The organism is Streptomyces sp. ID05-39B, from assembly GCF_033794725.1.
Lineage (GTDB): Bacteria > Actinomycetota > Actinomycetes > Streptomycetales > Streptomycetaceae > Streptomyces > Streptomyces bobili.
Genome location: NZ_JARGEF010000012.1, coordinates 23,314 through 48,066, shown reverse-complemented (window position 1 = coordinate 48,066; position 24,753 = coordinate 23,314). Strand labels below are relative to the sequence as shown.

The 24,753-nt window shown below is 73.2% G+C and carries 25 protein-coding genes and 2 pseudogenes; 15 read left to right on the top strand and 12 right to left on the bottom strand.

Translation table 11 applies throughout. From position 1 onward, the window contains the following. Positions 1–147: 147 nt before the first annotated feature. Both P1P75_RS05305 and P1P75_RS05300 read left to right on the top strand, forming a co-directional pair. Positions 148–408, top strand: a pseudogene (locus P1P75_RS05305) (ABC transporter); the annotation flags it as partial. A 147-nt stretch (positions 409–555) separates the two neighbouring features. Then, positions 556–1,020, top strand: a complete 465-nt coding sequence (locus P1P75_RS05300; RefSeq protein WP_319252235.1) for a helix-turn-helix domain-containing protein — start codon at positions 556–558, stop codon at positions 1,018–1,020. Positions 1,021–1,416: 396 nt separating this feature from the next. Here the strand turns inward: P1P75_RS05300 and P1P75_RS05295 are convergent, their stop codons facing one another. After that, complete coding sequence (locus P1P75_RS05295; RefSeq protein ID WP_266465736.1) at positions 1,417–1,944, bottom strand: TerD family protein; 528 nt, start codon at positions 1,942–1,944, stop codon at positions 1,417–1,419. 372 nt (positions 1,945–2,316) lie between these two features. On the opposite strand from P1P75_RS05295, the gene P1P75_RS05290 reads away from it, so the two are divergent. Both P1P75_RS05290 and P1P75_RS05285 read left to right on the top strand, forming a co-directional pair. Continuing rightward, on the top strand, positions 2,317–2,700 hold the full coding sequence (locus P1P75_RS05290; protein ID WP_319252234.1) for a nuclear transport factor 2 family protein: 384 nt from the start codon (positions 2,317–2,319) through the stop codon (positions 2,698–2,700). A gap of 41 nt (positions 2,701–2,741) precedes the next feature. Further along, positions 2,742–3,413, top strand: a complete 672-nt coding sequence (locus P1P75_RS05285; protein ID WP_319252233.1) for a formylglycine-generating enzyme family protein — start codon at positions 2,742–2,744, stop codon at positions 3,411–3,413. Positions 3,414–3,872: 459 nt separating this feature from the next. Here P1P75_RS05285 and P1P75_RS05280 read toward each other — a convergent pair whose 3' ends face one another. After that, the gene (locus P1P75_RS05280) at positions 3,873–4,355 is read right to left on the bottom strand and encodes a MarR family transcriptional regulator (protein ID WP_319252232.1); all 483 of its coding nucleotides are present in this window, start codon (positions 4,353–4,355) and stop codon (positions 3,873–3,875) included. A gap of 237 nt (positions 4,356–4,592) precedes the next feature. Between P1P75_RS05280 and P1P75_RS05275 the strand changes: the two genes are divergently transcribed. Next, positions 4,593–6,044: an MFS transporter gene (locus P1P75_RS05275; protein WP_319252231.1), complete on the top strand. Its 1,452-nt coding sequence runs from the start codon at positions 4,593–4,595 to the stop codon at positions 6,042–6,044. 70 nt (positions 6,045–6,114) lie between these two features. Here the strand turns inward: P1P75_RS05275 and P1P75_RS05270 are convergent, their stop codons facing one another. From P1P75_RS05270 to P1P75_RS05255, 4 genes and pseudogenes are all read right to left on the bottom strand, one after another. Next, positions 6,115–6,765, bottom strand: coding sequence for a response regulator transcription factor (locus P1P75_RS05270; RefSeq protein WP_319252230.1), 651 nt, complete (start codon positions 6,763–6,765; stop codon positions 6,115–6,117). Beyond that, positions 6,762–8,084 carry a histidine kinase gene (locus P1P75_RS05265; protein WP_319252229.1) on the bottom strand — a complete coding sequence of 441 codons (1,323 nt, stop codon included), beginning with the start codon at positions 8,082–8,084 and terminating at the stop codon, positions 6,762–6,764. The genes P1P75_RS05270 and P1P75_RS05265 overlap by 4 nt, the downstream gene beginning before the upstream one ends. A 90-nt stretch (positions 8,085–8,174) precedes the next feature. After that, a complete protein-coding gene (locus P1P75_RS05260) occupies positions 8,175–9,329 on the bottom strand; it encodes an extracellular solute-binding protein (RefSeq protein ID WP_319252253.1) in 1,155 nt (384 codons plus the stop codon). A 276-nt stretch (positions 9,330–9,605) separates the two neighbouring features. Beyond that, a pseudogene (locus P1P75_RS05255) lies at positions 9,606–9,881 on the bottom strand (alpha/beta hydrolase); the annotation flags it as partial. Between the two features lie 394 nt (positions 9,882–10,275). On the opposite strand from P1P75_RS05255, the gene P1P75_RS05250 reads away from it, so the two are divergent. Then, on the top strand, positions 10,276–11,157 hold the full coding sequence (locus tag P1P75_RS05250) for an LLM class F420-dependent oxidoreductase (RefSeq protein ID WP_319252228.1): 882 nt from the start codon (positions 10,276–10,278) through the stop codon (positions 11,155–11,157). Between the two features lie 164 nt (positions 11,158–11,321). On the opposite strand, the gene P1P75_RS05245 is transcribed toward P1P75_RS05250, so the two are convergent. Next, entirely contained in the window at positions 11,322–11,885 is a 564-nt protein-coding gene (locus P1P75_RS05245; RefSeq protein WP_319252227.1) for an NAD(P)H-dependent oxidoreductase, read from the bottom strand. A 121-nt stretch (positions 11,886–12,006) separates the two neighbouring features. On the opposite strand from P1P75_RS05245, the gene P1P75_RS05240 reads away from it, so the two are divergent. The 3 genes from P1P75_RS05240 to P1P75_RS05230 all read left to right on the top strand — a co-directional run bounded on the left by P1P75_RS05240 (position 12,007) and on the right by P1P75_RS05230 (position 15,554). Further along, positions 12,007–12,657, top strand: coding sequence for a helix-turn-helix domain-containing protein (locus P1P75_RS05240; RefSeq protein ID WP_319252226.1), 651 nt, complete (start codon positions 12,007–12,009; stop codon positions 12,655–12,657). 174 nt (positions 12,658–12,831) lie between these two features. Beyond that, the gene (locus tag P1P75_RS05235) at positions 12,832–13,869 is read left to right on the top strand and encodes a LacI family DNA-binding transcriptional regulator (protein WP_319252225.1); all 1,038 of its coding nucleotides are present in this window, start codon (positions 12,832–12,834) and stop codon (positions 13,867–13,869) included. 248 nt (positions 13,870–14,117) lie between these two features. Next, entirely contained in the window at positions 14,118–15,554 is a 1,437-nt protein-coding gene (locus P1P75_RS05230) for a benzaldehyde dehydrogenase (protein WP_319252224.1), read from the top strand. Positions 15,555–15,569: 15 nt separating this feature from the next. Here P1P75_RS05230 and trxA read toward each other — a convergent pair whose 3' ends face one another. Next, a complete protein-coding gene (gene trxA / locus P1P75_RS05225; protein WP_319252223.1) occupies positions 15,570–15,947 on the bottom strand; it encodes a thioredoxin in 378 nt (125 codons plus the stop codon). Positions 15,948–16,091: 144 nt separating this feature from the next. Between trxA and P1P75_RS05220 the strand changes: the two genes are divergently transcribed. Next, positions 16,092–17,510 carry an NAD(P)/FAD-dependent oxidoreductase gene (locus P1P75_RS05220; protein WP_319252222.1) on the top strand — a complete coding sequence of 473 codons (1,419 nt, stop codon included), beginning with the start codon at positions 16,092–16,094 and terminating at the stop codon, positions 17,508–17,510. Positions 17,511–17,530: 20 nt separating this feature from the next. Here P1P75_RS05220 and P1P75_RS05215 read toward each other — a convergent pair whose 3' ends face one another. Beyond that, a complete protein-coding gene (locus P1P75_RS05215; protein WP_319252221.1) occupies positions 17,531–18,175 on the bottom strand; it encodes a peptide deformylase in 645 nt (214 codons plus the stop codon). A gap of 133 nt (positions 18,176–18,308) precedes the next feature. Here P1P75_RS05215 and P1P75_RS05210 point away from each other — a divergent pair, with 133 nt between their 5' ends. Beyond that, positions 18,309–19,703, top strand: coding sequence for a PepSY-associated TM helix domain-containing protein (locus P1P75_RS05210; protein ID WP_319252220.1), 1,395 nt, complete (start codon positions 18,309–18,311; stop codon positions 19,701–19,703). 70 nt (positions 19,704–19,773) lie between these two features. Here the strand turns inward: P1P75_RS05210 and P1P75_RS05205 are convergent, their stop codons facing one another. The 3 genes from P1P75_RS05205 to P1P75_RS05195 form a co-directional block, all read right to left on the bottom strand. Then, positions 19,774–20,133, bottom strand: a complete 360-nt coding sequence (locus tag P1P75_RS05205) for a tetratricopeptide repeat protein (RefSeq protein ID WP_319252219.1) — start codon at positions 20,131–20,133, stop codon at positions 19,774–19,776. 75 nt (positions 20,134–20,208) lie between these two features. Continuing rightward, complete coding sequence (locus tag P1P75_RS05200) at positions 20,209–20,646, bottom strand: MarR family transcriptional regulator (protein WP_319252218.1); 438 nt, start codon at positions 20,644–20,646, stop codon at positions 20,209–20,211. Then, positions 20,643–21,152, bottom strand: a complete 510-nt coding sequence (locus tag P1P75_RS05195) for a MarR family transcriptional regulator (RefSeq protein ID WP_319252217.1) — start codon at positions 21,150–21,152, stop codon at positions 20,643–20,645. Before P1P75_RS05195 ends, P1P75_RS05200 begins: the two co-directional genes overlap by 4 nt. 89 nt (positions 21,153–21,241) lie before the next feature. Here P1P75_RS05195 and P1P75_RS05190 point away from each other — a divergent pair, with 89 nt between their 5' ends. The 4 genes from P1P75_RS05190 (at position 21,242) to P1P75_RS05175 (ending at position 24,747) form a co-directional block, all read left to right on the top strand. Continuing rightward, on the top strand, positions 21,242–21,598 hold the full coding sequence (locus P1P75_RS05190; RefSeq protein ID WP_319252216.1) for a zinc ribbon domain-containing protein YjdM: 357 nt from the start codon (positions 21,242–21,244) through the stop codon (positions 21,596–21,598). Positions 21,599–21,762: 164 nt separating this feature from the next. Beyond that, a complete protein-coding gene (locus P1P75_RS05185; protein WP_319252215.1) occupies positions 21,763–22,104 on the top strand; it encodes a metalloregulator ArsR/SmtB family transcription factor in 342 nt (113 codons plus the stop codon). Continuing rightward, complete coding sequence (locus tag P1P75_RS05180) at positions 22,101–23,834, top strand: SulP family inorganic anion transporter (protein ID WP_319252214.1); 1,734 nt, start codon at positions 22,101–22,103, stop codon at positions 23,832–23,834. Before P1P75_RS05185 ends, P1P75_RS05180 begins: the two co-directional genes overlap by 4 nt. A gap of 493 nt (positions 23,835–24,327) precedes the next feature. Beyond that, on the top strand, positions 24,328–24,747 hold the full coding sequence (locus tag P1P75_RS05175; protein WP_319252213.1) for an anti-sigma factor antagonist: 420 nt from the start codon (positions 24,328–24,330) through the stop codon (positions 24,745–24,747). Positions 24,748–24,753 lie beyond the last annotated feature (6 nt).

Here is a 24,753-nt window from a genome sequence, read left to right as displayed (position 1 = left end):
CGTTCTGATCAGCAAAACCGAGCGGTTTACGATGGCGCCGAAACCGATCGGTTTCGGAGTTCCCGGTGCCTGAACGCCTGACACCATCCGTACTCCCCGCAAGGGCGGCACCGGGTCCTGCCGCTCGTCCGAGGTGCTCACACGCCGACGCCCCCCGAGGCGCTGCCCGGCTTCCACCGCTTCCTCGCCGAGTTCGAGCCGCTGCGGCAGCTCACCGGCGGGCTCCGCTCGATCCTCTACTGTGACGCCCAGGCCGACGCCGGCCTGACCCGTGCCTGGGTGATGATGGCCGTCGGACTCGCGGCGGGCGTGCTGTTCGGGTTCGGCGTGACGAACTGGTACGACGGCAAGGGGCTGTACCGCATCCCGGCTGAGAAGAAGCCCGAGGAGAGTGCTGTCCCGGTGTAGGGGGGCGACCCGTGCACGGTGACCCGCTGTAAACTGATCGGTTTCAACGTGTGAGCCCCGCGGCCGTGCCCGTGTCCGGCGTCCGGCGTCCGGCGTCCGGCGTCCGTCGTTGTCAGTTGCTTGGTGCAACGTGCTAGCTTTGGCGGCATGTTGGGCAGGACCTACGAAAATCAGCTGTGCTCCATCGCCCGGACCCTGGAGGTCGTCGGTGAGCGCTGGACCTTGCTGATCATTCGGGACGCACAGCTGGGCCTGCGCCGGTTCGAGGAGTTCCAGGACAGCCTGGGTATCGCTCGCAACGTGCTGACCAACCGTCTCTCCAAACTGGTCGACGACGGTTTGCTGGAGCGGGCCTGTTACCAGGAGCGGCCCGCCCGCTACGAGTACCGGCCGACGAGGAAGGCCGAGGACCTGCTCACCGCCCTCCTCTCCCTGATGCACTGGGGCGATGAGCACGCCGAGGACCCGGCCGGCCCGTCGCGGATCGCCGGTCACGCGGGATGCGGTGGCAATGTCCGAGAGCGGCTCGTGTGCACCGGATGCGGGCAGACGGTGACCTCGGACGCCGTTCTCCTGCTGCCCGGCCCGGCGCTCACGGAATCCCAGGCCTGACGCCCCCGTAGGTTCCGTACGCCCTCGATCGGCTCGCCTGCGCGTTCTCCGTCCGCTGTCGGCGTGACGAGCCGGAGGAAACGTACGGCGGAGCCGCCTGGCCGAAGCCTCGGCGGTGCGCCACTCGGGCAGTTCTGCGTGCGCCCGCCGGTCCCCTCGCGTGGCTGCCTGACGCCCCGTCACACTCGTGGCTCTCCTGGCCGCCGCACTCGCGCGCCGTGACGGCCTCCCGCCGGCCGGCTGAGCGGTCCGGGCGGCGGCGAGCAGACGGGCGCACCACCCGCCTGCGCCGCGGGCCGCAGCCGCGTTGCGGAAGCCGCCGCCACGCCGCGTTGTGGAAGCCCGCCGCCACGCCGCGTTGTGGAAGCCGCCGCCACGCCGCGGGCGGAACCGCCGCTACGACACCGCGCCCATCTCCGCCGTGAAGGTCACGGGGTCGCAGTCGAACCCGCGGACCATCTCGCGGTACGTCCACGTCGTGGCGGTGTCCCGGGTGAACTCCGCGACGGTGGTGGCGGTGGACCCGGCGACCTGCGCGAAGTCGTCCTTGAGCAGTTCCTTGTAGCCGTGAAGGACCAGCACCCCGGCGTTGGTCAGGTCGCCGAAGGTCTTCGGACCGGTGTTCTGGTGGATCACCACACCCACGACCACGCGTGCGAAGGAGGACGCCAGGCGATCCAGTTCCAGCGTCATCTCCTCGACATAGCCGAGGCCCTGGCCGGTCTGGCTGTGCCGGTTCATGTTGATGGTGCCGTCGGGTGAACGGCTGTCGAAGTGGACGACGTACACCGGCCGTCCGTGGGGATCGTCCGCCGAGTAGGTCGTGGCGATGATGTCGAGGTGGTGAGGTGGCTCGTTCCAGGGGCTGGGATCCCACTTGAGCCGTACCTCGGCCTTCGCCAGTCCAGGGTTGTCGCTGCTCACCGGATCGCCGCCTCCTCGTGCCGTACCACCACGGGACGTTCTCCCGCTCCGTCAAGTATGGCCGTCTGTCACACTGTTGAGGCCCCGTAGGGCGGACCGCCCGGCCGCGCCGGTGATCACCGCAGGCCTCGGCAGGGCCGACCCGCCCGCACGACGAGGCAGCACGACTCCGCGAGGCGGACCTGAGTCCGGCGTGGCACCCGGACCCGAGCGGCCCTGTCGGCGGCGGTGCGGCGAGCACGGGGTGATCCGAGCAGCCATGATGATCACTGACAGGCATGCGCCGAGGTACGCCCACGACTGCCGCGCGGTGACGGCGACCCTGCCGGGGTGAGCCGGCGGCGGAGACGGGGCACGACGACAGGAGCCCGTATGAACCCCTCAGCCGACGTCAACACCCGCATGGAGGTCATCGACGCCTACCGGGCCCATCTGCGGGCGATGGCCGACGGCGACACCGTCGCGCTCGACGCCCTGCTCGACGACGGGTTCACCCTGACGCAGACCACGGGGGACCGGCAGCAGAAGGCCGAGTGGCTGGCGGACCTGCGCGCGGCGACGTTCGTCCCCCTCGGGATCGAGGAGAAGACCGTGACCGTCGTGGTCGACGGCGGGACGGCACGCCTCGTGGGCCGTGTCGTCACCCGCGCGACCGGGGACGACGCCCCCGAGGACCAGCGGCTTCAGCTGACCATGGACTACGCCCGGGTACGCGACAGCTGGATCGCTCTGCGTTCCGTGGCCAGAAGTTGGTGAACGCGGCGGGGCCCGCCGCCCGCCGGTGAGATCATCGGCCCATGGACGTGCAGGCGGGGGACCGGATGGTCGACGTGGCGGCGGGCCGGGTCACGTTGGCGGACCGGCGGACCGGCCGGAGCTGGACCGTCGACCTCGCCCCGTACCGCATCGGGGTGTACCCGGTCACCCGGGAGCTGTACGCGCGGATCACCGGCGGGCCGCCGGACGGCCCGCGAGGGCTGCCCGTGGAGAGCGTCTCCTGGTGGGACGCGGTCCGTTTCTGCAACGCCCTGTCCCACGCCGAGGGCCTGGCCCCCGTCTACGATCTCGCGGCCGACGGCGGGAGCGCCGGGCGGGACGCGACGGCCGACGGATACCGGCTGCCGACCGAGGCCGAGTGGGAGCACGCCTGCCGCGCCGGCACCACCGGACCGCGCTACGGCGCCCTCGACGACATCGCCTGGTACCGCGGCAACTCGCAGGAACGCCTCCATGAGGTGGGCGGCAGACTCCCCAACCCGTGGGGCCTGCACGACATGCTCGGCAACGTCTGGGAGTGGTGCTGGGACCACTACGACACCGAGGTCTACGGCAGCTACCGCGTGCTGCGCGGCGGCGGCTGGTTCGACGAACACTGGAGCTGCCGCGCCTCCGTACGGCGCCGCAGCCATCCCACCTTCCGCGTGGACGACGTCGGCTTCCGTGTCGCCCGGTCGGGACGTGCGCGGTGAGGGTCCGGCTGCTCGCCGTCCTGTGCCTGGCCGGCGCGCTGTCGGGGTGCTCGCTCAACGGCCGGGGAGTGGCCTGCACACAGGCGGACATGGACTCGGCCGTCGGCGTGCGTGGCCGCCCGCCGACTTCGGGGGCGCGGACGCGGCCGTCGTAGGGGTCTGTGTGGGGGAGCGGTGCGCCCAGCGGGCGTCGGGCAGACCCGAGGAGCCGTTCGCGAGTCTCTCGGTACGGCGGCCGGACGGCATCGGCGACACCACCGAGCCGGTACGGCTCACCGTCACCTCGGCCGAGGACGGCCGGGGCGTCGTGAGAGACCGGGTCCTGGCCCGGCTGACCGAGCAGCACCCCGACGGCCCCTGCTGCCGCCCACGATCCGAACCGCGGCCTACCGCGCCCACCCGGAGCGGGGGCTCCTACCGGCCGCGGGAACCAGCCCCCGCTGACCACGGCGGCCGGCGTCAGCCGCCGGTCTCGTCGTCCTGCGCGGAGGGGCGCGGCCACGGGCGCCCGCCGATGGCCTCGATGCCGTTGTTGAAACGCTTGAGGTAGGACGCGAACGCGGTGATGTCGTCCTGCGACCAGTCCGCCATCACCCGGTCCAGGACCTCGACGATGCCCCGCCGCTCCTCGTCGAGCAGCCGCTCGCCCTCCGTCGTCAGCCGGAACTTGCGGGCCATTCCGCCCTCCGGATCGGGAATCCGGCTCAGCAGGCCCGCACGCACCGCCGCCGCGGTCTGCCGGTTCAGGGTGGAGGCGTCCAGGCCGAAGGCATCGCTCAGTTCCCCGATGGACATCGGGCCCTGCACCCGGATCCGGCTCAGCAGGATGTAGGCGCTGCGCTCCAGGACGGCGTCCGTGCGGCGGCCCCCGCGCCGGCTGAGGAACGTATGGCGGCTGAGCAGCATCTGCTCGTACTCGACCTCGTGCGTCGGCCTCTGCATGTGCCCGAGCCTCCTGTTTCGTGCGGCTGCCCCGGGGCCCGTCCCGGCGGCGGCCGCTCCATCCTGGCACACCGTTCTGCACGCCCCACATCACATGGCTGATACATAAGACATGTATGATGCACATCCTTCGTTCCGTGCTCGTTCCCTCACCGTGCTCGTTCCGTCGTCCGGTGCTCTTCCCGGAACCCTGGCCGAACGGGCCGAACCCCCTAGAGAAAGCCGAGGAGTCCACCCATGGACGCCCCCCAGCCCACGGCCCGCGCGGGCGGCGTGGTCGCCACGCTCGCGCTCGCCGGCGTCACTGCCGCGATCATGCAGACCCTGGTCACCCCGCTCATCGCCGAGCTGCCGCAGATCCTCGACACCTCGTCCTCGAACGCGGCCTGGGTCATCACGGTCACCCTGCTGGCCGCGGCGGTCTGCGTGCCGGTCGTGGGCCGCCTCGGCGACCTGCTGGGCAAGCGGCGCATGCTCCTCGCCTGCGCCGTGCCGCTGATCGTGGGCTCTGTGGTGTGCGCCCTCGCCTCCGACGTCGTCACGATGATCGTGGGACGTGGACTCCAGGGCATGGGCATGGGCATGCTGCCGCTCGGCATCGCCCTGCTCCGCGACGTCCTCCCCGCGGAGAAGCTCAGCTCCTCGATCGCCCTGGTCAGCGCCTCCATGGGCATCGGCGGCGGCCTCGGCCTGCCCATCGCCGCGGCGATCGCCCAGTACGCCAACTGGCGCGTGCTGTTCTGGGGTTCGGCCGGCATGGCCGTCGCCGTCACCCTGCTCATCTGGTTCCTGATTCCCGACGTGCCCGCCGGAGCCAAGGGCCAGCGCTTCGACCTGCCCGGCGCGCTCGGCCTCGCCGCCGGCCTGGTCTCCCTGCTGCTCGCCGTCTCCAAGGGCGCCGACTGGGGCTGGGGTTCGGCCACCACGCTCGGCCTGTTCGCCACCGCCGTCGTCGTCTTCGTGGCCTGGGGATTCTGGGAGACCCGCACCACCGACCCGCTGACCGACCTGCGCACCACCGCCCGCCCGCGGGTGCTGCTCACCAACCTGGCGTCCGTCTTCGTGGGCTTCGCCATGTACGCGAGCATGCTCGTCATGCCCCAGCTGCTCCAGTTCCCGGAGGCCACCGGCTACGGCCTCGGCCAGTCGATGCTGGCGACCGGCCTGTGGATGGCGCCCGGCGGCATCATGATGATGTTCGTCGCCCCCCTCGGGGGGAAGCTCACCAACGCCCGCGGCCCGAAGTTCACCCTGGTCTGCGGCGCGCTGGTCATCGCCGCCGGCTACGGCCTGTCCATGGCGCTGATGGATTCCGCCTGGGGTCTGATGGTCGTGGGCATCGTCATCAACAGCGGCGTCGGCCTCGCCTACGGGGCGATGCCCGCCCTCATCATGAGTTCGGTACCGGTGTCGGAGACCGCCGCCGCCAACGGCTTCAACACCCTCATGCGGTCGCTCGGCACCTCGATCGGCGCCGCCGTCGTCGGTGTGATCCTGGCCCAGATGACGACCACCTCGGGGGGCGTCAGCCTCGCTTCCGAGGACGGTTTTCGCACCGCGCTCCTCGTCGGCGGCGGCCTCGCCCTGGTCTCCGCGGCCATCGCGTGCTTCATCCCCGGCGTCCGCCCGGCCGCCTCCGGCACGCAGGAGACCGGCGCGGCGCCCGAGCCCGCGCAGGCCAAGGCCTGAGTCCCGGCACGGGTGCGGGGCGTTCCACCGCTACGGCCCCGCACCCGCCGCAGGAATCAGGCCGGTTTCGTCAGGCGAGGTCCAGCAGCCCCCTGCGGACCGCCTCCGACACCGCGGCCGCCCGGTTGTCCGCGCCGAGCTTGCGGTAGACGCGCACGAGGTGCGTCTTGACGGTGGCCTCGCTCAGAAACAGGGCCTCGGCGATCGCCCGGTTGCCGAGGCCCTCGGCCAGCAGCCGCACCACTTCGACCTCCCGCCCGCTCAACTCCCGCTGGGCGTCCTGCACTTGACCGACCAGGCCGCCCACGATCTCCGGGGCGAGCCCCAGCGCGCCGGCCGCCGCACCCCGTACGGCACGGAACAGCTCCTCCGGCGGCCCCGCCTTGAGGACGTATCCGCGGGCCCCCGCCTCCAGCGCGCGCACGACGTCGGCCCGGCCCGAGTAGCTGGTCAGCATGACGACGGGAATGCCGGGCGCCTCGGCCGCCAGCCGGCGCACCGCCGCCACCCCGTCCATCCCCGGGGCGCCGCCCGCCCCGAACCGCAGGTCCATCAGCACCACGTCCGGCAGCAGTGCGGCCGTGAGCCGTACGGCCTCCTCGGCGCTGCCCGCCTCGCCCGCCACCGTCAGATCCGGCTCCCCCTCCAGCAGTGCGCGCAGCCCGGCCCGTACGACGGCGTGGTCGTCGGCGATCAGCAGGCGCAGCGGCGCGGCGGTCACCGGGCGGCCACCGCACTCGCCGAACCGGCCGCACTCGCCGAACCGGGCGCACTCGCCGAACCGGGCGAACCCGCCGGCGAACCGGCAGGGCCGGTCTGCGGCGGGGCGGGCACCACGGCGCGCACCCGGGTGCCGCGTCCGGGAGCGCTGCCGACGTCCAGGTCTCCGCCGCACTCGCTCAGCCGCGCCTTCGCGGCGGGGAACCCGAATCCGCGGGAGCCGTGGGACAGGGCCCCGGAGCCGGCGCACGCGGGATCGAAGCCGGCCCCGTCGTCCAGCACTTCCAGCTCCACCCGGTCCGGCTCCCGCCGCAGGGTGACCTGGACGTTCACCGCGCGGGCGTGCTCACGCACATTGGCCAGGCTGCTCTGCGCGACCCGGAACAGTGCCGCGGTCGCCGGACCGTCCAGGGCCGAACCGGCCGCGCCGACCGGCCGGAACCGCACCCTGGCCGCCGCGCCCTCGGCCTGGGCCCGCGCGCACAGCAGTCGCAGCGCGCCCTCCAGACCGGCCTCGTCCACCGCGGACGGCGTCAGGTCGCTGATGATCCGCCGGGTCTCGCCCAGGTTGGCGTGCAGCCCGTCGGCGACCGCCCGGATCCGGGTACGGGCCACGCCGGGCCGCGCGTCCCAGTCCCGGTCCGCCGCCTGCAACAGCATCACGCCGCCCGCGAGTTCCTGGGCCAGCGTGTCGTGCAGATCCCGGGCGATCCGGGCCCGCTCGGCCAGCACCCCGGCCTCCCGCTGCTGCCGCGCCAGGACGTCGCGGGTGCCCCGCAACTCCTCGACGAGCCGCTGCCGTTCCACGGCTTCCCGCTGCTGAGCGCGGTACAGGGCGACCGTGCCCCACACGGCCGCCACCGGGATCAGCACCACCTCGGCGTCGAACCCGCCGCTGCTGCGCACCAGTTGAGCGGCCAGTACGACGGTGAGCGCGCCCACCGCCACCCCGGCCGCCCGCCGGTCCAGGGCCCGCAGGGCGGCACAGGCGAGCGGCACCGCGCACCACACGTAGGCGGTGGTGAGCGAAGGCGGCGCGAGGACGACGAGGACGCCCCACAACAGGACGAGCGCCCCGGTCCACAGATGCCGGCCGAACCGCCCCAGCCGGTCCCAGGCGGCGGGACCGCTCGCGTACACCAGCGCCAGCGTCGCGCTGACGGCCACGATGTCCCGGCACAGCGGAGCCCGCAGCTCCACCAGCCGGACCGTTCCGGCGCCGACCACCAGGAAGAACGTGAGGTGGGCGAGGAACGGCAACGCCGAACGGCTCCCGCGGGCGGCCGTCGGAGCGGGGCGGGCGGGAGCGCGGTCGGGCACGACGGATTCCCTTGGACGATGATCTGTTCGAACAGGGGGGCCGAGTCTATCCGTCGCCTGTAGGGCGGGTGTGAAGGACGGGGCTCGCCGCTACGCGCCCGGGTGCAGGCCGAGCGTCCCCGGCGTGGGGGCGCCGGTCACCTCGCCGAAGTACAGGGCGAACGTCTGCTTCCAGCGCTCGACCTCGGCCCGGTCGGCCATGAAGCGGGGGAAGCCGTCGACGTGGGCGTCGGGGTACTCCCAGATCGGTTTGAGACCGGCCGCGGGAGTGATGTCGGTGCGCACCGACCAGCCGTTGAACGAGGCCTGTTGCTGGGCGGTGGACAGTTGCCAGTTGAGGTAGAGGCGGGCGGCGGCGGGGTGCGCGGCCTGCCGCAGGATCGCGGCCCGCTGTCCCCACGCCATGAAGGGGTGCCCGTCGGCGACGACGAACCGCTGTGTCGACGACGGGGGCGAGTTCAGCGACCCCGAGGTGCCGATGCCGATGGCCTTCTGCCCGCTGCGGACGGCCACGCCGGGCGTGTGGCTGCCGCGCGCGAACTGGACGTCCTGCGCGGCCAGCTTCGCCGCCCACTCCCAGCCGTACCGCTTGACGTACTGCGCGTACAGGTAGAGGACGGCGTCGTCGTCGTGCGGGTAGGAGGAGGCGATCCTGCCCTTCCACTTCGGGTCGATCAGGTCGAGCGGGGTGCGGGGCGCGTCCGCACCGACGGCGTCGGTCCCGTACACGGCGCCGAAGGCGATGACGCCGATGGCCACCCAGGCGCCCTGCGGGTCCTTGAATCCGTCGTGGACCTGGGAGAACCCGGCGGGCCTGTATGACAGGAGACGGCCCTGCGCCTTCCAGCGGACGAAGTCCTGGACCGTCTGGAGCTGGACGACGTCGGGTACCAGCGTGCCGGTGGCGAACTGGTTGTCGACGCGCACGTCGTGGTACTTGCTGTAGTCGACGACCAGCGTCAGGTCGATGTCCGGGAAGCGGCGGAGGAAGGCCGCCCTGGCGCCGTCCTGCTGGGTCGGGGTGTCCCCGCCGGCGTAGAGGACGAGCTTGCCGCCTTCCGCCAGCGCCGCCTGGTACAGCTCGTCGAGCGACCTGGTCTCCTCGGCACCGCCGGACCGCTGCTGCGGAGAGGCCGCGGCGGGCGAGGCAGCCGCGGGGCCGGAGCCGAGACCGAGCGCGCCGATACCGAGGGCGGCACCGGCTCCGGTCGTGAGGAGACGCCGCCTGCTGGGGGAGATGGGCATGCTGAGGACCTCTCTGAGGGGGAGGAAACGGGGGGGTGTCGGTGACCGGGCGCCACGGTCACCGCCGATTCTTCCGCCGCGCGAGCGAGACGCGCGTCCTGCGGACGGAGCGGAGACCGGGCGTCCGGGGTAATCCGCGTTCAACCGAACGGTTGAACGCCGGCTCGCCCCCTCCGGGGCCGCCCGCGGACCTACCCCCGCGGCAGCCTCCGCAACGTCAGCGCGAGGTGCAGACGCAGCCGGCCCCGGGGTGTGCGGGTCGGCCGGCCCAGCAGGCCAGACCACCGGGCGAGGCCGGTCGGGGGCCGGGGCGGTGGGCCGGCAGATCAGCAGCGAGCTCTCCGGGGAGCCCTCGGCGCCGGAGCACGGTCCGGTCCTCGACCTCGAACGCGCCGCCGGCCGTCAGGTCCTCCTCGGCCAGCAGCGCGATGCCCGGCGACTGCCGGACGGCCTCGATGTCTCCTCCATGCTCATGCCGGGCGTGATCTTGTCCTGGATCAGTTCCAGGGCGGCGGCGAGTTCGGGGTCGAAGGGCGGCGGGACGGTCGTCATGGTGTCTCCTTCGCGCGAACGCGGCGGCTCGTCCCGCCATCCTCGGCTCCCCCGCGCCGGGCGGAGGCCCGCCGGACGGCGGAATCCGCCCGCCGTCCGGCGGATACCGCCGCAGGCCGGGCCCGCCACGGCGTGGTGGCCGCGTCCGCGCGATGTCGGTCACCTGGACGCCGATGCGGGGCATCGGCCGCAGGAGTCGCCGACGAAGAGTCCGCATCCCGTCAGCCCGGTGGGACAGGACGGGGTGCGGTCGCCCCGGCAGCGACGTTCGTCGCGCAGGGGTCGACCGGCTTCCCGCGTGCGGCGCGTTGCGGGATCTCTTCTTGACTTGGAGAGCGCTCCAGCATCTAGCGTCGTCACGGTTGTTGAGGACGGCCGGTGAACGGAGAAGGACATGCGTGTCGGTGTGCACATCAACCAGTTCGGCAACTCCGGGGGTGGTCCCGCGCTCGGCGCCGAACTCGCCGCGGTCGGGGCCGCCGCCGAGGCGGCCGGGGTGAGCCGGCTGTCGGTGATGGACCACTACTTCCAGATGGAGTTCAACGGCGGCGCCGAGGAGCCCATGCTGGAGGCGTACACCACGCTGGCGTTCCTCGCGGCGCACACCTGCACGGTCCGTCTCGGCGCGCTGGTGACCGGAGTGACGTACCGGCATCCCGGCCTGCTCGCCAAGATCGCCACGACGCTCGACGTGGTGTCCGGCGGCCGGGCCTGGCTGGGCGTCGGGGCGGCTTGGTACGACCGTGAGCACGAGGGTCTGGGTGTGCCGTTCCCGCCGGTCGCCGAGCGGTTCGAGCGGCTGGAGGAGACCCTGCGGATCTGCCGGCAGATGTGGGACCCGGCCGACAACGGGCCCTTCGAGGGCCGGCACTACCGGCTGGCCGAGACCCTGTGCGTCCCGGCGCCGGTCAGCACGCCGCACCCGGAGATCCTCATCGGCGGCGGGGGCGAGCGCAAGACGCTGCGGCTGGTGGCCCGCTATGGCGACGCCTGCAACCTGTTCGCCTCCTCGCCCGAGGAGGTCCGCCACAAGCTGGACGTCCTGCGCGGCCACTGCGAGGCGGAGGACCGCGACTACGGCACGATCCTCAAGACGCTCACCTATACGGGCGAGGCGGCCACCGAGGAGGACCTGGACGCCCTTCTGCGGGACGTGTCCGGTTACTCCAAGCTCGGCGTGGACACGGTGATCATCGCCCCGAGCCTTGGGGAGACGTCCGGATGGCTGGAGCGGTTCGTCGGCCCGGCGGTGGAGCGGCTGGCGGAGCTGGACTGAGTCCGCGGCGGACCGGCCGCCGGACCGCGTCTTTGGCGGACCCGCCACACGGACCCCGCCACACGGATGCGCCACACGGAAGCGCCGGAAGGGGCCCGGAGAGGACTCCGGGCCCCTGTGCGCTCAGCTCCGCTGCTCAGCCATGTCGCTGTCCGCTACGGGGATCAGGCGGCGACGGTCTCGCCCGCGTGGCCGTGCAGGCGGGCCACGACCTCGGTCAGCTGCGCGGCGACCTCGGCGTCGTCCGCCGGGTGGGTCTCGGCGAAGCGGGTCAGGGAGCCGGGGATGGACAGCTTGAGGTCCTCGATCACGTTGGCACCGGCGATGCCCACGGCCTTGCGGGCCTCGTCCTGCGCCCACACGCCGCCGAACTGGCCGAACGCGGTGCCGACCACGGCGGCGGGCTTTCCGGCGAAGGCGCCGGCGCCGTACGGGCGGGACAGCCAGTCGATGGCGTTCTTCAGGACGGCGGGGATGGTGCCGTTGTACTCGGGGGAGAAGAGCAGGAAGGCGTCGGCGGCCTGGGCGGCCTCACGCAGCTTGGCGGCGGCGGCCGGCACGCTGCCCTCGACGTCGAGGTCCTCGTTGTAGAACGGGATCTCGGCAAGGCCTTCGAACAGGGCGACCTCGGAGCCCTCGGGAGCGACCTTGACGGCCGCCTCGGCGAGCTGACGGTTGGTGGAACCGGCGCGGAGGCTGCCGACGAGCGCGAGGATGCGGACAGACATGGGTCACTCCCAAAAGGCTGGAACATTGTCGTAACGGAACCGGACCGGGGTCCGCTTCACTGTTCTAGCACCATAACCGGACCGCGGTCCAGTTTCATTCCCGGTGCTTTACGCTGAGTTCATGTCCGCCCTCCTGCCGCCCCTCCCCGGACCCGAGACACCCCTCGACGGCCTCGAACTGCTCCAGCTCGGGTCCGCCGAGGACGAACCCTGCCTGCGCGCCGACGCTGCCCGTAACCGCGCCCGGCTGCTCGACGCCGCCGCCCGGCTGGTCGCCGAGCACGGTGCGGCCGGGGTCACCATGGAGGCGGTGGCCGCCGCGGCGAACGTCGGGAAGGGGACCGTCTTCCGCCGCTTCGGCGATCGCACCGGACTGCTGACGGCGCTGCTGGACCACTCCGAGCGCAACTTCCAGGCGGCCTTCCTCGGCGGACCCCCGCCGCTCGGTCCCGGCGCCGAACCCGCGGAGCGCCTGCGGGCGTTCGGCATCGCCTACCTGCGGCGCGCCATCGAAGAGCTGGACCTGCTGCTGGCGGCCGAGGGGGGCCCGGACCGCCGCTTCACCAGCCCGGTCCACCGCCTGCACCACGGCCACCTCGCCCTGCTGCTGCGTCAGGCGGTCCCGGACGCAGACGCGGACCTCCTGGCCCACACCCTGCTGGGCTACCTCAACCCGCCCCTGATCCACCACCTGGTCCGTCAGTGCGCCACCCCGCCGGTCCGCCTGGAAACCGGCTGGACCGACCTGGTCGACCGGATCACCGGGAGCTGAGCCGGGCCCCGGCCACGAACCGCTTCGCCGGAGCACGGACGACCGCCGGCCGCGGCAGCGTCGTTCACGACACGGACGACCGCCGGCCGCGGCACTGTTAGTCCAAACACGGACGATTTGAGCGTTCCCCCGCCCAAAACCCCCGCCCCCGCTTCTGCCAAGATGCCGTACGTCATGGTGCAGATACCGAACACGCCCGCGCCGACATCGCCGTCGGCGCCGCGCTCCGTGCCCACGAGCGCCGACGTGGCCCGCCTGGCCGGCGTCTCCCGCGCGACCGTCTCCTACGTCCTGAACAACACCGGCGCCGTCCGGATCAGCGAGCCCACCCGCCGCCGTGTCCACCGGGCCGCCGAGGAACTCGGGTACGTGCCGCACGCGGCGGCCCGCAGCCTGCGCGCCGGACACAGCCGCATGGTCCTGATGCCCGCCCCGCCCGTCCCGGCGGGCCCCCTCCACAGCCAGTTCGTGCATGACTTCCAGGGCGCTCTCAGCCGCCTCGACTACACCGTCGTCCAGTACGGCAACAGCGGCCTGTGCGGGGACGAGGCCGCCCGCGCCTGGGCCGAACTGCGGCCCGTGGCCGTCCTGGTGCCCGGTCCCGGCCTCGGCCCGCGCGGCGTCGCCGTGCTCAAACGGTCCGGCGCCCGCGCCGTGGTCACCCTCGGCACCGAGCCTGTCGACGGTGCCCATGCCCTGCTCACCGACCACGCCGGCGTCGGCCGGGGCGCCGCACGCCATCTGTACGCGCGAGGCCGCCGCCGTATCGGCGTGGTGGTCCCCGAGGAGCCCGGCACGCAGACGTTCTCCGCGCCGCGCCTCGACGGCGCCCGCGAGGCCGTGCACGGCACCGGCGCCATCGTCACCGCGCTGTCCCTGGCCTACACCGAGGAGTCCGCGGCCGCGCTCGCCGCCCGCTGGCACGACCTGGGCCTGGACGGGGTCTTCGCCTACGACGACGAGTACGCGATGCTGCTCATGAGCGCCCTCCAGGACGAGGGCGTGCGCGTCCCCGAGGACGTGGCCGTCATCGGCGCCGACGATCTGATGCTGGCCAGGCTGCTGCGCCCGCGCCTGAGCACCGTCCGGATCGCGCTGCCCTCGGCCCGCCGCCTCGCCGAGCTGGTCGACCGGGCGGTCCGCAACCCGGCCGCCACCCCCGAGTCGTACGAACTGTTCGAGGCTACGGTGGTTCAGCGGGACTCGACGTGACCGGCGCCCGAGCGGGTCGCCCCTGACCGGCACGGCCGAAGGTCGCGCGTCGCGGCCCGCCCGGTTCCGCCACCCGACGACTAGGATGTTGCACGCTCAACCAGATGGGACCGCGTTCGACACCGGACGCAGCTCGCCCGGCTGCCCGGATCACCGCATCCCGCCACGCGACCGCCCGACCGGCGGCGCACACACGGGACCTCCGTTCCCTCCGGTACGTCCCGTGGGTCACAGATCGGAGAGCCGTCATGCCGTTGCTCGACCCCACGACCTGGCAGTCCGGCGGCCTGTCGGGCCCCGCGCACCCCGTCACCGAGCCCGCCACCGGCGACCGTCTCGCCACGGTGGTCCTGGCCGGCCCCGAGGACGTCGCCCCGGCCGCGGAGGCCGCCCTCGCCGCCCGCACCGAGTGGGCCCGCGCCCCCCACTTCGTCCGCGCCGCGGTGCTGCGCAAGGCCGGCGACCTGTTCGGCGCGCACGCCGGTGAACTGCGCGAGTGGCTGGTACGGGAGTCAGGGTCCATACCCGGCAAGGCCGACTTCGAACTGCACGTCGCCGCCCAGGAGTGCTACGAGGCCGCCGCCCTCGCCTCCCGCCCGGCCGGCCAGGTCCTGCCCACCGAGGCGCCCCGGCTGTCGTACACCCGGCGCGTCCCCGTCGGGGCCGTCGGTGTGATCGCCCCGTTCAACGCCCCGCTGATCCTGTCGATCCGCTCGGTCGCGCCGGCCCTGGCGCTCGGCAACGCGGTCCTGCTCAAGCCGGACCCGCGCACGGCGGTCTGCGGTGGTCTCTCCCTGGCCGCGGTCCTCGCCGAGGCCGGTCTCCCCGAAGGGCTGCTGCAGATCCTGCCGGGCGGCGCCGAGACGGGCGCGGCCCTGGTCGCCGACCCGCGCGTCCCGGTCATCTCCTTCACCGGTTCCACCGCGGCCGGCCGCGCGGTCGGCGAGGCCGCCGGACGCCACCTCAAGCGCGCACACCTGGAACTCGGCGGGAACTCCGCCCTGATCGTCCTGGAGGACGCCGACCTCGACGCGGTGATCTCCACCGCCGCCTGGGGCTCCTTCTTCCATCAGGGCCAGATCTGTATGACCACCGGCCGCCACCTCGTGCACGCCTCGCTCTACGAGGAGTACGTCGAGCGGCTCGCGGCGAAGGCCGACGCCCTGGCAGTGGGCGACCCGCACCGCGCGCAGGTCCACCTCGGCCCGCTCATCGACAGCGGCCAACTGGCCAAGGTGCACGCTTTGGTGGAGGCCAGCACGGCGGCCGGCGCCAAGCTCGCGGCCGGCGGCACGCACGAGAACCTCTACTACCGCCCGACCGTCCTCGCGGGCGTCGACGACCGCACCCCCGCCTACGCGGAGGAGGTCTTCGGACCCGTGGCCCCGGTCCGCGCCTTCCGCACCCCCGAGGAGGCCGCCGCCCTGGCAGCCGCCAGCTCCTACGGACTGTCCCTGGGCATCGTCACCCGCGACCCGGCCCGCGGGCTCGACCTGGCCGAACGCATCCCAACCGGCATCGTGCACATCAACGACCAGACGGTCAACGACGAGGCCGTGGCGCCGTTCGGCGGGGTCGCCGCCTCCGGCACCGGCGCCCGCTTCGGCGGCGAGGCCAACCTGGAGGCCTTCACCGACGTGCGCTGGACGACGGTGCGCGGCGACGTGGCGCCGTACCCGTTCTAGCTGTGGTTCCGGGGCTCACTCGCCCTGGGGCGCCTGCTGCTCCGCCACGGACTTGCGGACCTCGTCCATGTCCAGCTTGCGGGCCTGCCCGATGACGTCCGTCAGGGCGGCCTCGGGCAGGGCGCCCGGCTGCGCGAACACCGCGACCCGCTCACGCACGATCATCAGCGTGGGGATCGACTGGATGCCGAAGGCCGCGGCCAGCTCCGGCTGGGCCTCGGTGTCCACCTTGCCGAAGACCAGGTCCGTGTTCTCCGCGGCGGCCTTCTCGTAGACCGGGGCGAACTGACGGCACGGCCCGCACCAGGACGCCCAGAAGTCGATCAGGACGAAGTCGTTCTCGGTGACCGTCTGGTCGAAGTTCTCCTTGGTGAGCTCCACGGTGCTGCTCATGACGTGATTCCCTCTTCCCGGTGCTTCCTGCCGGGGTCCTCCCGGCATGGGGTCAAGCCGACCTCGCCAACACGGCAGGCCGGTCGCGTATTCCGCGCCCCTACCCGTGTGGCCACGCCGCACACCACCCACCAGACTGACCCCATGACGGAAACGGAAACCATCGCGTACGACGTCGTGGTGCTCGGGGCCGGGCCCGTGGGGGAGAACGTGGCCGACCGCACCCGTGCGGCCGGCCTCACCACCGCGGTCGTGGAGAGCGAACTGGTCGGCGGCGAATGCTCCTACTGGGCCTGCATGCCCAGCAAGGCCCTGCTGCGACCGGTCATCGCCCAGGCCGACGCCCGCCGCCTGCCCGGCCTGCGCCAGGCGGTACAGGGCCCCCTCGACGCGGAGGCGATCCTCGCCCACCGCGACTACTTCACCTCGGACTGGAAGGACGACGGCCAGGTCGGCTGGCTGGACGGCATCGGCGCCGACCTCTACCGCGGTCACGGCCGCCTGACCGGCCCGCGCACGGTGGCCGTCGGCGACAAGGTGCTGACCGCCCGGCACGCCGTCGCCGTATGCACCGGCACCCGGGCCGTCCTGCCCGATCTGCCGGGCCTGGCCGAGGTCGGGCCGTGGACCAGCCGCGAGGCGACCAGCGCCCAGTCCGTGCCCGGCCGCCTGGTCGTGGTCGGCGGCGGAGTGGTCGCCACCGAGATGGCCACCGCCTGGCAGGCCCTCGGCTCGCAGGTCACCCTCCTGGTACGCGGCAAGGGCCTGCTCAACCGCATGGAGCCGTTCGCCGGCGAACTGGTCGCCGAGGCGCTCACCGCGGCCGGCGCGGACGTGCGCACCGGGACCTCGGTGAAGTCGGTGACCCGCACCGACGGCACGGTCGTGGTCGTCACCGACACCGGCGACCGGATCGAGGCGGACGAGATCCTCTTCGCCACCGGCCGCGCCCCGCGCACCGACGACCTCGGCCTCGACACGGTCGGCCTGCAGCCGGGTTCCTGGCTGCCGGTCGACGACAGCCTGCGCGTCACCGGCAGCGAGTGGCTCTACGCGGTCGGCGACGTCAACCGGCGCGCCCTCCTCACCCACCAGGGCAAGTACCAGGCCCGTATCGCCGGCGCGGCGATCGCCGCCCGTGCCTCGGGTGCCACGGACCTGGACGCCGGACCATGGGGCGCCCACGCCGCCACCGCCGACCACGCCGCCGTCCCGCAGGTCGTCTTCACCGACCCGGAGGCCGCCGCGGTCGGCCTCTCCCTCGCGGAGGCGGAACAGGCCGGACACCGCGTCCGCGCCGTCGACGTCGACCTCTCCTCGGTCGCCGGTGCGGGCCTGTACGGCGAGGGCTACAAGGGCCGCGCCCGCATGGTCGTCGACCTGGAGGAGGAGATCCTGCGCGGTGTGACCTTCGTCGGCCCCGGCGTCGGGGAACTGATCCACTCGGCGACCGTCGCCGTCGCCGGCCAGGTCCCCGTCGCCCGCCTGTGGCACGCCGTGCCGTCCTACCCGACGCTCAGCGAGGTGTGGCTGCGCCTGCTGGAGGCGTTCCGCGACAACTGACGTACCGAGTACCGGTCCGGTCACGGCAGCCCGAAGCCCAGCGCGCGGGCTGCCTCCTGCGGTGTCGGCTGCGCCCAGCGCCGGGCCACCGTCTCGTTGGCGGACAGCGAGCGCAGCTCGGCCCGGTCCAGGTAGAGCAGGCCGTCGAGGTGGTCCGTCTCGTGCTGCACGATGCGGGCGGGCCATCCGCCGAACTCCTCGTCCAGCGCCCGGCCGCTCTCGTCCTCGCCGGTCAGCCGCACCTCGGCGTGCCGGGCCACAACGGCCTGCCAGCCCGGCACGCTCAGGCAGCCCTCGAAGAAGGCGACGCGGCCCGAACCCACCGGCCGGTAGGCGGGGTTGACCAGAACGCGGAAGGGCTGCGGCACCCGTCCGCGGGCCAGCCGCACCTCCTGCGGCACCGGTGCCGGGTCCTCGATCACCGCGATCCGCAGCTCCACGCCGACCTGCGGCGCGGCGAGGCCCACGCCCGGCGCCGCCCGCATGGTGAGGCGCAGCGCCTCGACGAACCGGGCCAGCAGCGCGGGGCCGAGCTGACCGTCGTAGCGCTCGGTGCCGGTGCGCAGGACCGGATCGCCGGCCGCCACGATCGGCAACGGGCCGCCGGCGGCGAGGAGTTCCTCGACCCGCTCGGCAAGAGGTGCGCGAGGACTGGGAGATGCCATCCGGCCAGCATGCCACGACCACGACGACTGTGACGCAGGTCACCGAAGTGGCCGGGAACTCGGCGGGACCGCGGTCCGACTACTGCTCCGTCACGGCTGATACGTCCCCACCGACCACCGGAGAAGCCCGCCGATGTCCATCGCTCCCTCGACCACGGACCAGGCCCCGCGGCCCGCGGAACCCGCGCCGGGACCCCGCGGCCCGTGGGCCCCGCTGCGTCCGCTCGTCCTGCGCCTGCACTTCTACGCCGGCCTGCTCGTCGCCCCCTTCCTCCTCGTCGCCGCCCTCACCGGCTTCCTCTACGCGGGCGCCTTCCAGGCCGAGAAGCTGGTCTACGCCCACGAGACGACCGTCCCCGTCGGCGACGCGAAGCTGCCGGTGTCCGAGCAGGTCGCCGCCGCCCGCAAGGCCCACCCCGAGGGCACGGTCACGGCCGTACGGCCCTCCCCGCGAGCCGACGCCTCCACCCGGGTGCTGCTCTCCGGCGTCGAGGGCGTCGATGCGACCCACTCCCTGGCCGTGTTCGTCGACCCCTACACCGGCGAGGTCCGCGGCGCGCTGGATCAGTACGGCTCGACCGGCGCGCTGCCGCTGCGGACCTGGATCGACGAGTTCCACCGCGACCTCCGCCTCGGCGAGAACGGCCGTCTCTACAGCGAGTTGGCCGCGAGCTGGCTGTGGGTGATCGCGGGCGGCGGCGTCGCGCTGTGGTTCTCCCGCCGCCGTGCCCTGCGCAAGGTCCGCGGCACAGGCGGCCGTCGTCGCACCCTGGGCCTGCACGGCACGGTCGGCGTCTGGGCCGCCGCCGGGTTCTTCTTCCTCTCCGCGACCGGGCTCACCTGGTCCCAGTACGCCGGCGCGCACATCGACGAACTGCGCACCTCGCTCGGCCAGTCCACCCCGGCCGTCTCCTCGGCGGCGGGCGGTGGCGAGCACGCCGGCCATGACGCGGCCGGCGGTGACGGCGGCGACGGCGAGCACGGCGTCGGCCTCGACAGGATCCTGGCCGCCGCCCGCACCGAGGGCCTCGGCGACCCGGTGGAGATCGTGCCGCCCGCCGACGCCGGATCCGCGTACGTCGTACGGCAGGTGCAGCGCAGCTGGCCCACCAAGCAGGACGCCGTGGCCGTCGACCCGGCCTCCGGCGAGGTCACCGACGTGCTGCGGTTCGACGACTTCCCGGTGCTCGCCAAGCTGACCCGCTGGGGCATCGACCTGCACACCGGCGTCCTGTTCGGCCTGGCCAACCAGATCGCCCTGATGGGACTCGCGCTCGCGCTGATCCTGCTGATCGTGTGGGGCTACCGCATGTGGTGGCAGCGCGGCCGCGGCTCCGCCTTCGGGCGGCCGATCCCGCGCGGCGCCTGGGCACAGGTCCCGCCGTACGTCATGGTGCCGCTGATGGCGGCGATCGCCGTGCTCGGCTACTTCCTGCCGCTCCTCGGCATACCGCTCGCCGTGTTCCTCGCCGTGGACGTCGTCCTCGGGGAGCTGGCCCACCGCAGGGGACGGCGGACGTCCGTCTGAGCGCGTCCGGCACGACGGAGCGGCCCGGCGGTGACGCGCACCGCCGGGCCACTGCGGGCCGGACGTCCTGTCAGGCCTGCGCGAAGTCACCCGTGAACGCCGAGGCGATCCTCAGGTGCGGGCGGGCCTCCGCGTGCCGCCCCTGCCGCTCCAGGGTGCGGCCCAGCATCAGGCGGGCGTAGTGCTCCACCGGGTCACGCTCCACGATGGCGCGCAACTCGGTCTCGGCGCGGCTGAGTTGGGCCGAGTGGTAGTAGGCGCGGGCCAGCAGCAGCCGCGGTCCGCTCTGATCCGGCACCTCTTCGACCAGCCCCGCCAGGACCCGCGCGGCGGCGGTGTACTCCTTGGCGTCGAAGAACAGCCGCGCCCGCTCCCAGCGCTCGGCCGGCGTTCCGTGGGCGTAGTACTCGGTGTCGTAGGTGATGTCCACTCGTGGCCTCCTTCGACCGCCACAACCGCGCCGGAAGGTTGAAAATTCCACCGCATGCCCGACCGGGTCACCCGGCTACATGGCGGCCAGTTCCGCCTCCGCCCGCTCGGTGATCCTGGTGAGCACGCGGCCGGCGACGGCCCGGTCCTCCGCGGGGATCCCGGCGTAGATCCGGGCCGTGACCGGGGCGGTCTCGGCGGTCACGGTGTCGTGCAGGGCCCGACCGGCGTCCGTGGCGCGGATGCTCGCCCCGTCGGCCGCCAGCAGGCCCATGGTCACCAGCTCCCCGATGACCGCGTGTGCCTCGGTGGGGTCGATCTTGAGGGAGGCGACGACCCGGCCGGCGAGCGCCTCCCGGTCGAGGGGGCCGTCGGCGACGGCCGGCCGGAGGGTGAGCTGCTGTTGGAACGTGACTCCGTGGCGGCTCAGGACGCGCTCGAGGACGGCGCGGGCGGCGTAGTGGGCCAGGCCGATGACACGGCTGTCGACGGGAGGTGCGGTGGTGGTGGTCATGACTTCCCCTTGCTGCTCTCGTCAGTGATGGTCTGTGCCGTGCTGTCGTGCGGTGGTTCCAGGGGTGCGTCGAGCAGGAGGGCCAGTTCGCTCGCGAAGGTGCGGGTGCGGGCGCTGTCCAGGCCGCCGAGCGGTCGCGTCAGCTGCTCCAGCAGCCCGTGCACCATCCCGATGGCCCGCCGGGTGACGTCCACGCCCTGCTCGGTGAGCGCCAGTTGCACCGCGCGCGGATCGCGCGGATCACGGGTGCGCTCGATCAGCCCCGCGGACTCCAGGGCGCGGGCCAGCTTCGACACGTACAGCGGTTCGAGGCCGGTGTGGTCGGCGAGCCGCCGCTGACTGGGGCGCTCACCGGCGTGCCGCATGCCGTGCAGTGACGCGACGATCGCGTACTGCGCGTGGGTGAGGCCGAGCGGTGCCACCGCACGGTCCACCGCCACCCGCCACTTCGTGGACAGCCGCCACACCAGATATCCGGGCGTCGCCCCTTCGGAACCCTTGCTCATGCCCATACCGTACATGGCGATTATGTACATGGCTACTATCGCCCTGAAGCGCGGCGGGCCACCGTCGGAACGCCGGATACGCTGGCCGCGTGAACGAGAACCTTCCTCCCTGTCCCCAGTGCTCCTGCGAGTACACCTACGAGATGAACGCCCTGGTGGTGTGCCCGGAGTGCGGCCACGAATGGGTGCCCGCCGAGGACGGCACGGACTCCGGCGCCCCCGCCGAGCAGGTCGTCAAGGACTCCGTCGGCAATGTGCTGAAGGACGGCGACACGGTGGTCGTCGTGAAGGCGCTCAAGGTCAAGGGGAGCCCTTCCGGCATCAAGGCCGGCACCAAGGTGCGCAACATCCGGCTGGTCGACGGCGTCGACGGGCACGACATCGACTGCAAGATCGATGGTTTCGGCGCGATGCAGCTGAAGTCCAGCGTGGTCAGGAAGGGCTGAGCCCTCCGAGCCCTCCCCATGAGCTTCCCGGCGGCGCATCCACCGGATGCTGAATTGCAAAATTTCGCAATTGCCTAGATGCTGTGTTGGTCGTGTTCGCAGGTAGTCGTGAGCGCGGCCTTCGCTCGCCCCGGTGGGGGCGCCGTCGGGGAAGTCGAGGGACCGTGTCCGTTCCGCTGTACCAGGCCAAGGCCGAGTTCTTCCGCATGCTGGGGCATCCGGTACGTATCCGCGTACTGGAGCTGCTCCAGGACGGCCCCATGCCGGTGCGCGGCCTGCTCGCCGCCATCGAGGTCGAACCCTCCAGCCTCTCCCAGCAACTGGCCGTACTGCGCCGGTCCGGCATCGTCACCTCCACCCGGGAGGGCTCGACGGTCGTCTACGCGCTGGCCGGCGGTGACGTCGCCGACCTGATGAAGGCCGCGCGCCGGATCCTCACCGAGATGCTCACCGGGCAGAACCAGCTGCTGGCCGAGCTGCGGGACGGCGAGGTCACCACCCGATGACGTCCGCTCTCGCGCGGATCCGGGGCCGGATCGCCGCCCTGCTGCCCGGCCGGGGCGATCTGGCGGAACTGCGCCGCGATCCACGCCGGGACCTTCTCGCGGGCCTGACCGTGGCGGTCGTCGCACTGCCGCTCGCCCTCGGCTTCGGCGTCTCCTCCGGGCTCGGCGCCGAGGCGGGCCTTGCGACCGCGGTCGTCGCCGGCGCGCTCGCCGCGGTGTTCGGCGGCTCGAACCTCCAGGTGTCCGGGCCGACCGGCGCGATGACGGTCGTGCTCGTGCCGATCGTCGCCGCACACGGACCGACCGGGGTGCTGACCGTCGGGCTGATGGCGGGCGCGATACTGGTCGCCCTCGCCCTGCTCAGAGCCGGCACATACATGCAGTACGTGCCCGCGCCCGTCGTCGAGGGCTTCACCCTCGGCATCGCCTGCGTGATCGGCCTGCAACAGATCCCGAACGCGCTCGGGGTGCCCGAGCCGGAGGGCGACCGCGTCCTCGTGGTGACCTGGCACGCGGTGGAGGAGTTCACGAAGAACCCCAACTGGACCGCCGCCGCCATCGCTCTGGCCGTCGCCGCCGTCATGCTCGCCGGGGCCCGCTGGCGGCCCACCGTCCCCTTCTCCATCCTCGCCGTCATCGCGGCCACCGTCGTGGCCGAAGCGGCCGGACTCGACGCGGCGAAGCCGATCGGCGACCTCCCGTCCGGCCTGCCCGCGCCCTCCCTCGCCTTCCTCGACCCGGGCACGCTCGGCTCCCTGCTCGCCCCGGCCGTCGCGGTCGCCGCCCTGGCCGCCCTCGAATCGCTGCTGTCGGCCTCCGTCGCCGACGGCATGACCGTCGGACAGAAACACGACCCGGACCGCGAGCTCTTCGGCCAGGGCCTCGCCAACCTCGCCGCCCCGCTGTTCGGCGGCGTGCCCGCGACCGGGGCCATCGCCCGCACCGCCGTCAACGTCCGCACCGGCGCCGGATCCCGCCTCGCCGCGCTCACCCACGCGGCGGTCCTCGCGGCGATCGTGTTCGCCGCCGCGCCCCTCGTCTCCAGGATCCCGCTCGCCGCGCTCGCCGGAGTCCTCCTGGCCACCGCGGTCCGCATGGTCGAGGTCGGCTCCCTGCGGGCGATGGCGAGGGCCACCCGCTCCGACGCCCTGATCCTGGTGCTCACCGCCGTCGCCACCCTTGCGCTCGACCTCGTGTACGCCGTGATCATCGGCCTGGTCGTCGCGGGAGCCCTCGCCCTGCGCGCGGTGGCCAAGCAGGCACGGCTCGAAGAGGTCCCGCTCGACCGGGGCGACCACAGCGCCGAGGAACACGCTCTGCTCGCCGAGCACATCGTGGCGTACCGCATCGACGGACCGCTGTTCTTCGCCGGTGCCCACCGCTTCCTGCTGGAACTGGCCGAGGTCGCCGACGTACGCGTCGTCATCCTGCGCATGTCCCGCGTCACCACCATCGACGCCACCGGCGCCCTCGTCCTCAAGGACGCCGTGGAGAAACTCCACCGGCGCGGCATCGTCGTCATGACGTCCGGGATCCGCGCCGGCCAGCGACAGGTCCTGGACTCGGTCGGCGCGCTGGAACTGCTGCGCCTGCAGGGACGCGAGTACGCGGGCACACCCGAGGCGATCAAGGCCGCCCACCTCTACCTGGAGGGCGCCGGCTTCATGCCGTCCCTCTCCGGCCGGCCGGCCCGGTCCGTCGGCGAGGAAACAGGGGGGACCGTCGGATGAGTACCCGGCGCGCAGCCCTGCACCACCGGCACGTCCTCACCCCGCCGCCGATGCCGTCCGCAGCCTGGACGGTCCGGGAGACAGCCGAGCAGGCGACGACCGAGTGGGGCTTGGGCCCGCGCCACCCCACCGTGGACCCGGCCCCGCTGATCCTCGGCGAACCGGTCACCCCCAGCGTCCGGCACGCCGCGGTGCCCTCCCCGCACCTGACGGCCATCCACGCGGCCGGCGCCGGCCCGCTCGCCTCCGCCGTGCACGAGCGTCACCCCTGCCCCTCGCCGCTCCACGCGCGGCCACCAGTGGCGCTACGGGCGGCCTGCGGGTCGCGGGCAACGGCGTCGCGGGCGTGCTCCCGGGCGACACCACCGTCATGGAACCCGCCCTCGGCCTGGGCGGCACCGCGGTCCTGCGCACCGACGCCGACGGCCGGGGCAGGAGCATCTGGATCACCCTCCCCCTCTGAGCCTTCCCACCCCACCAGGAACGGACGACGATGACGATCGAATGGCGCTACACCGTCGAGCAGGACCTCGGCATCCTGTCCGTCTCGGGATACCTGGGCCCGGACGCGGTCCGCCGCTTCACCGGTGCCATCGGCTGGGTGGTGGGACGGGGGAGCGGTCCGGTCATCGTCGACCTGACCGGACTGCGCAGCTGGTCGGCGGAGGGACAACTGACGATCATCGAGGCCGCGCGACGTCTCGCCGCGGCCGGCCGCCCTCTGGAGCTGGCCGCCATCCCCGCCGACGGGTCCCTCGTCCCCGACCGGGACTGCCCGCCCATCCCCGTGCACGCCGACCTGGCCGGCGCGCTCGCGGCCCACGGCACCCCGCACGGCGAGGCGCCCGAGGGCCGCCACGAGTGGCGTACGACGGGGTGGCCGACCGCGGACGTGCCGGTCCCCCGGAGCTGAACGCGG

Excerpts from the sequence above, each read along its gene's own strand:
- P1P75_RS05220 (WP_319252222.1), top strand. The coding sequence starts at position 16,092 with ATGACGGAAACGGAAACCATCGCGTACGACGTCGTGGTGCTCGGGGCC.
- P1P75_RS05245 (WP_319252227.1), bottom strand. The coding sequence starts at position 11,885 with ATGTCTGTCCGCATCCTCGCGCTCGTCGGCAGCCTCCGCGCCGGTTCC.
- P1P75_RS05280 (WP_319252232.1), bottom strand. The coding sequence starts at position 4,355 with ATGCAGAGGCCGACGCACGAGGTCGAGTACGAGCAGATGCTGCTCAGC.
- trxA (WP_319252223.1), bottom strand. The coding sequence starts at position 15,947 with ATGAGCAGCACCGTGGAGCTCACCAAGGAGAACTTCGACCAGACGGTC.
- P1P75_RS05240 (WP_319252226.1), top strand. The coding sequence starts at position 12,007 with ATGTCCGCCCTCCTGCCGCCCCTCCCCGGACCCGAGACACCCCTCGAC.
- P1P75_RS05235 (WP_319252225.1), top strand. The coding sequence starts at position 12,832 with ATGGTGCAGATACCGAACACGCCCGCGCCGACATCGCCGTCGGCGCCG.
- P1P75_RS05275 (WP_319252231.1), top strand. The coding sequence starts at position 4,593 with ATGGACGCCCCCCAGCCCACGGCCCGCGCGGGCGGCGTGGTCGCCACG.
- P1P75_RS05250 (WP_319252228.1), top strand. The coding sequence starts at position 10,276 with ATGCGTGTCGGTGTGCACATCAACCAGTTCGGCAACTCCGGGGGTGGT.
- P1P75_RS05180 (WP_319252214.1), top strand. The coding sequence starts at position 22,101 with ATGACGTCCGCTCTCGCGCGGATCCGGGGCCGGATCGCCGCCCTGCTG.
- P1P75_RS05200 (WP_319252218.1), bottom strand. The coding sequence starts at position 20,646 with ATGACCACCACCACCGCACCTCCCGTCGACAGCCGTGTCATCGGCCTG.
- P1P75_RS05195 (WP_319252217.1), bottom strand. The coding sequence starts at position 21,152 with ATGAGCAAGGGTTCCGAAGGGGCGACGCCCGGATATCTGGTGTGGCGG.
- P1P75_RS05210 (WP_319252220.1), top strand. The coding sequence starts at position 18,309 with ATGTCCATCGCTCCCTCGACCACGGACCAGGCCCCGCGGCCCGCGGAA.
- P1P75_RS05260 (WP_319252253.1), bottom strand. The coding sequence starts at position 9,329 with ATGCCCATCTCCCCCAGCAGGCGGCGTCTCCTCACGACCGGAGCCGGT.
- P1P75_RS05290 (WP_319252234.1), top strand. The coding sequence starts at position 2,317 with ATGAACCCCTCAGCCGACGTCAACACCCGCATGGAGGTCATCGACGCC.
- P1P75_RS05215 (WP_319252221.1), bottom strand. The coding sequence starts at position 18,175 with ATGGCATCTCCCAGTCCTCGCGCACCTCTTGCCGAGCGGGTCGAGGAA.
- P1P75_RS05300 (WP_319252235.1), top strand. The coding sequence starts at position 556 with ATGTTGGGCAGGACCTACGAAAATCAGCTGTGCTCCATCGCCCGGACC.
- P1P75_RS05285 (WP_319252233.1), top strand. The coding sequence starts at position 2,742 with ATGGACGTGCAGGCGGGGGACCGGATGGTCGACGTGGCGGCGGGCCGG.
- P1P75_RS05230 (WP_319252224.1), top strand. The coding sequence starts at position 14,118 with ATGCCGTTGCTCGACCCCACGACCTGGCAGTCCGGCGGCCTGTCGGGC.
- P1P75_RS05175 (WP_319252213.1), top strand. The coding sequence starts at position 24,328 with ATGACGATCGAATGGCGCTACACCGTCGAGCAGGACCTCGGCATCCTG.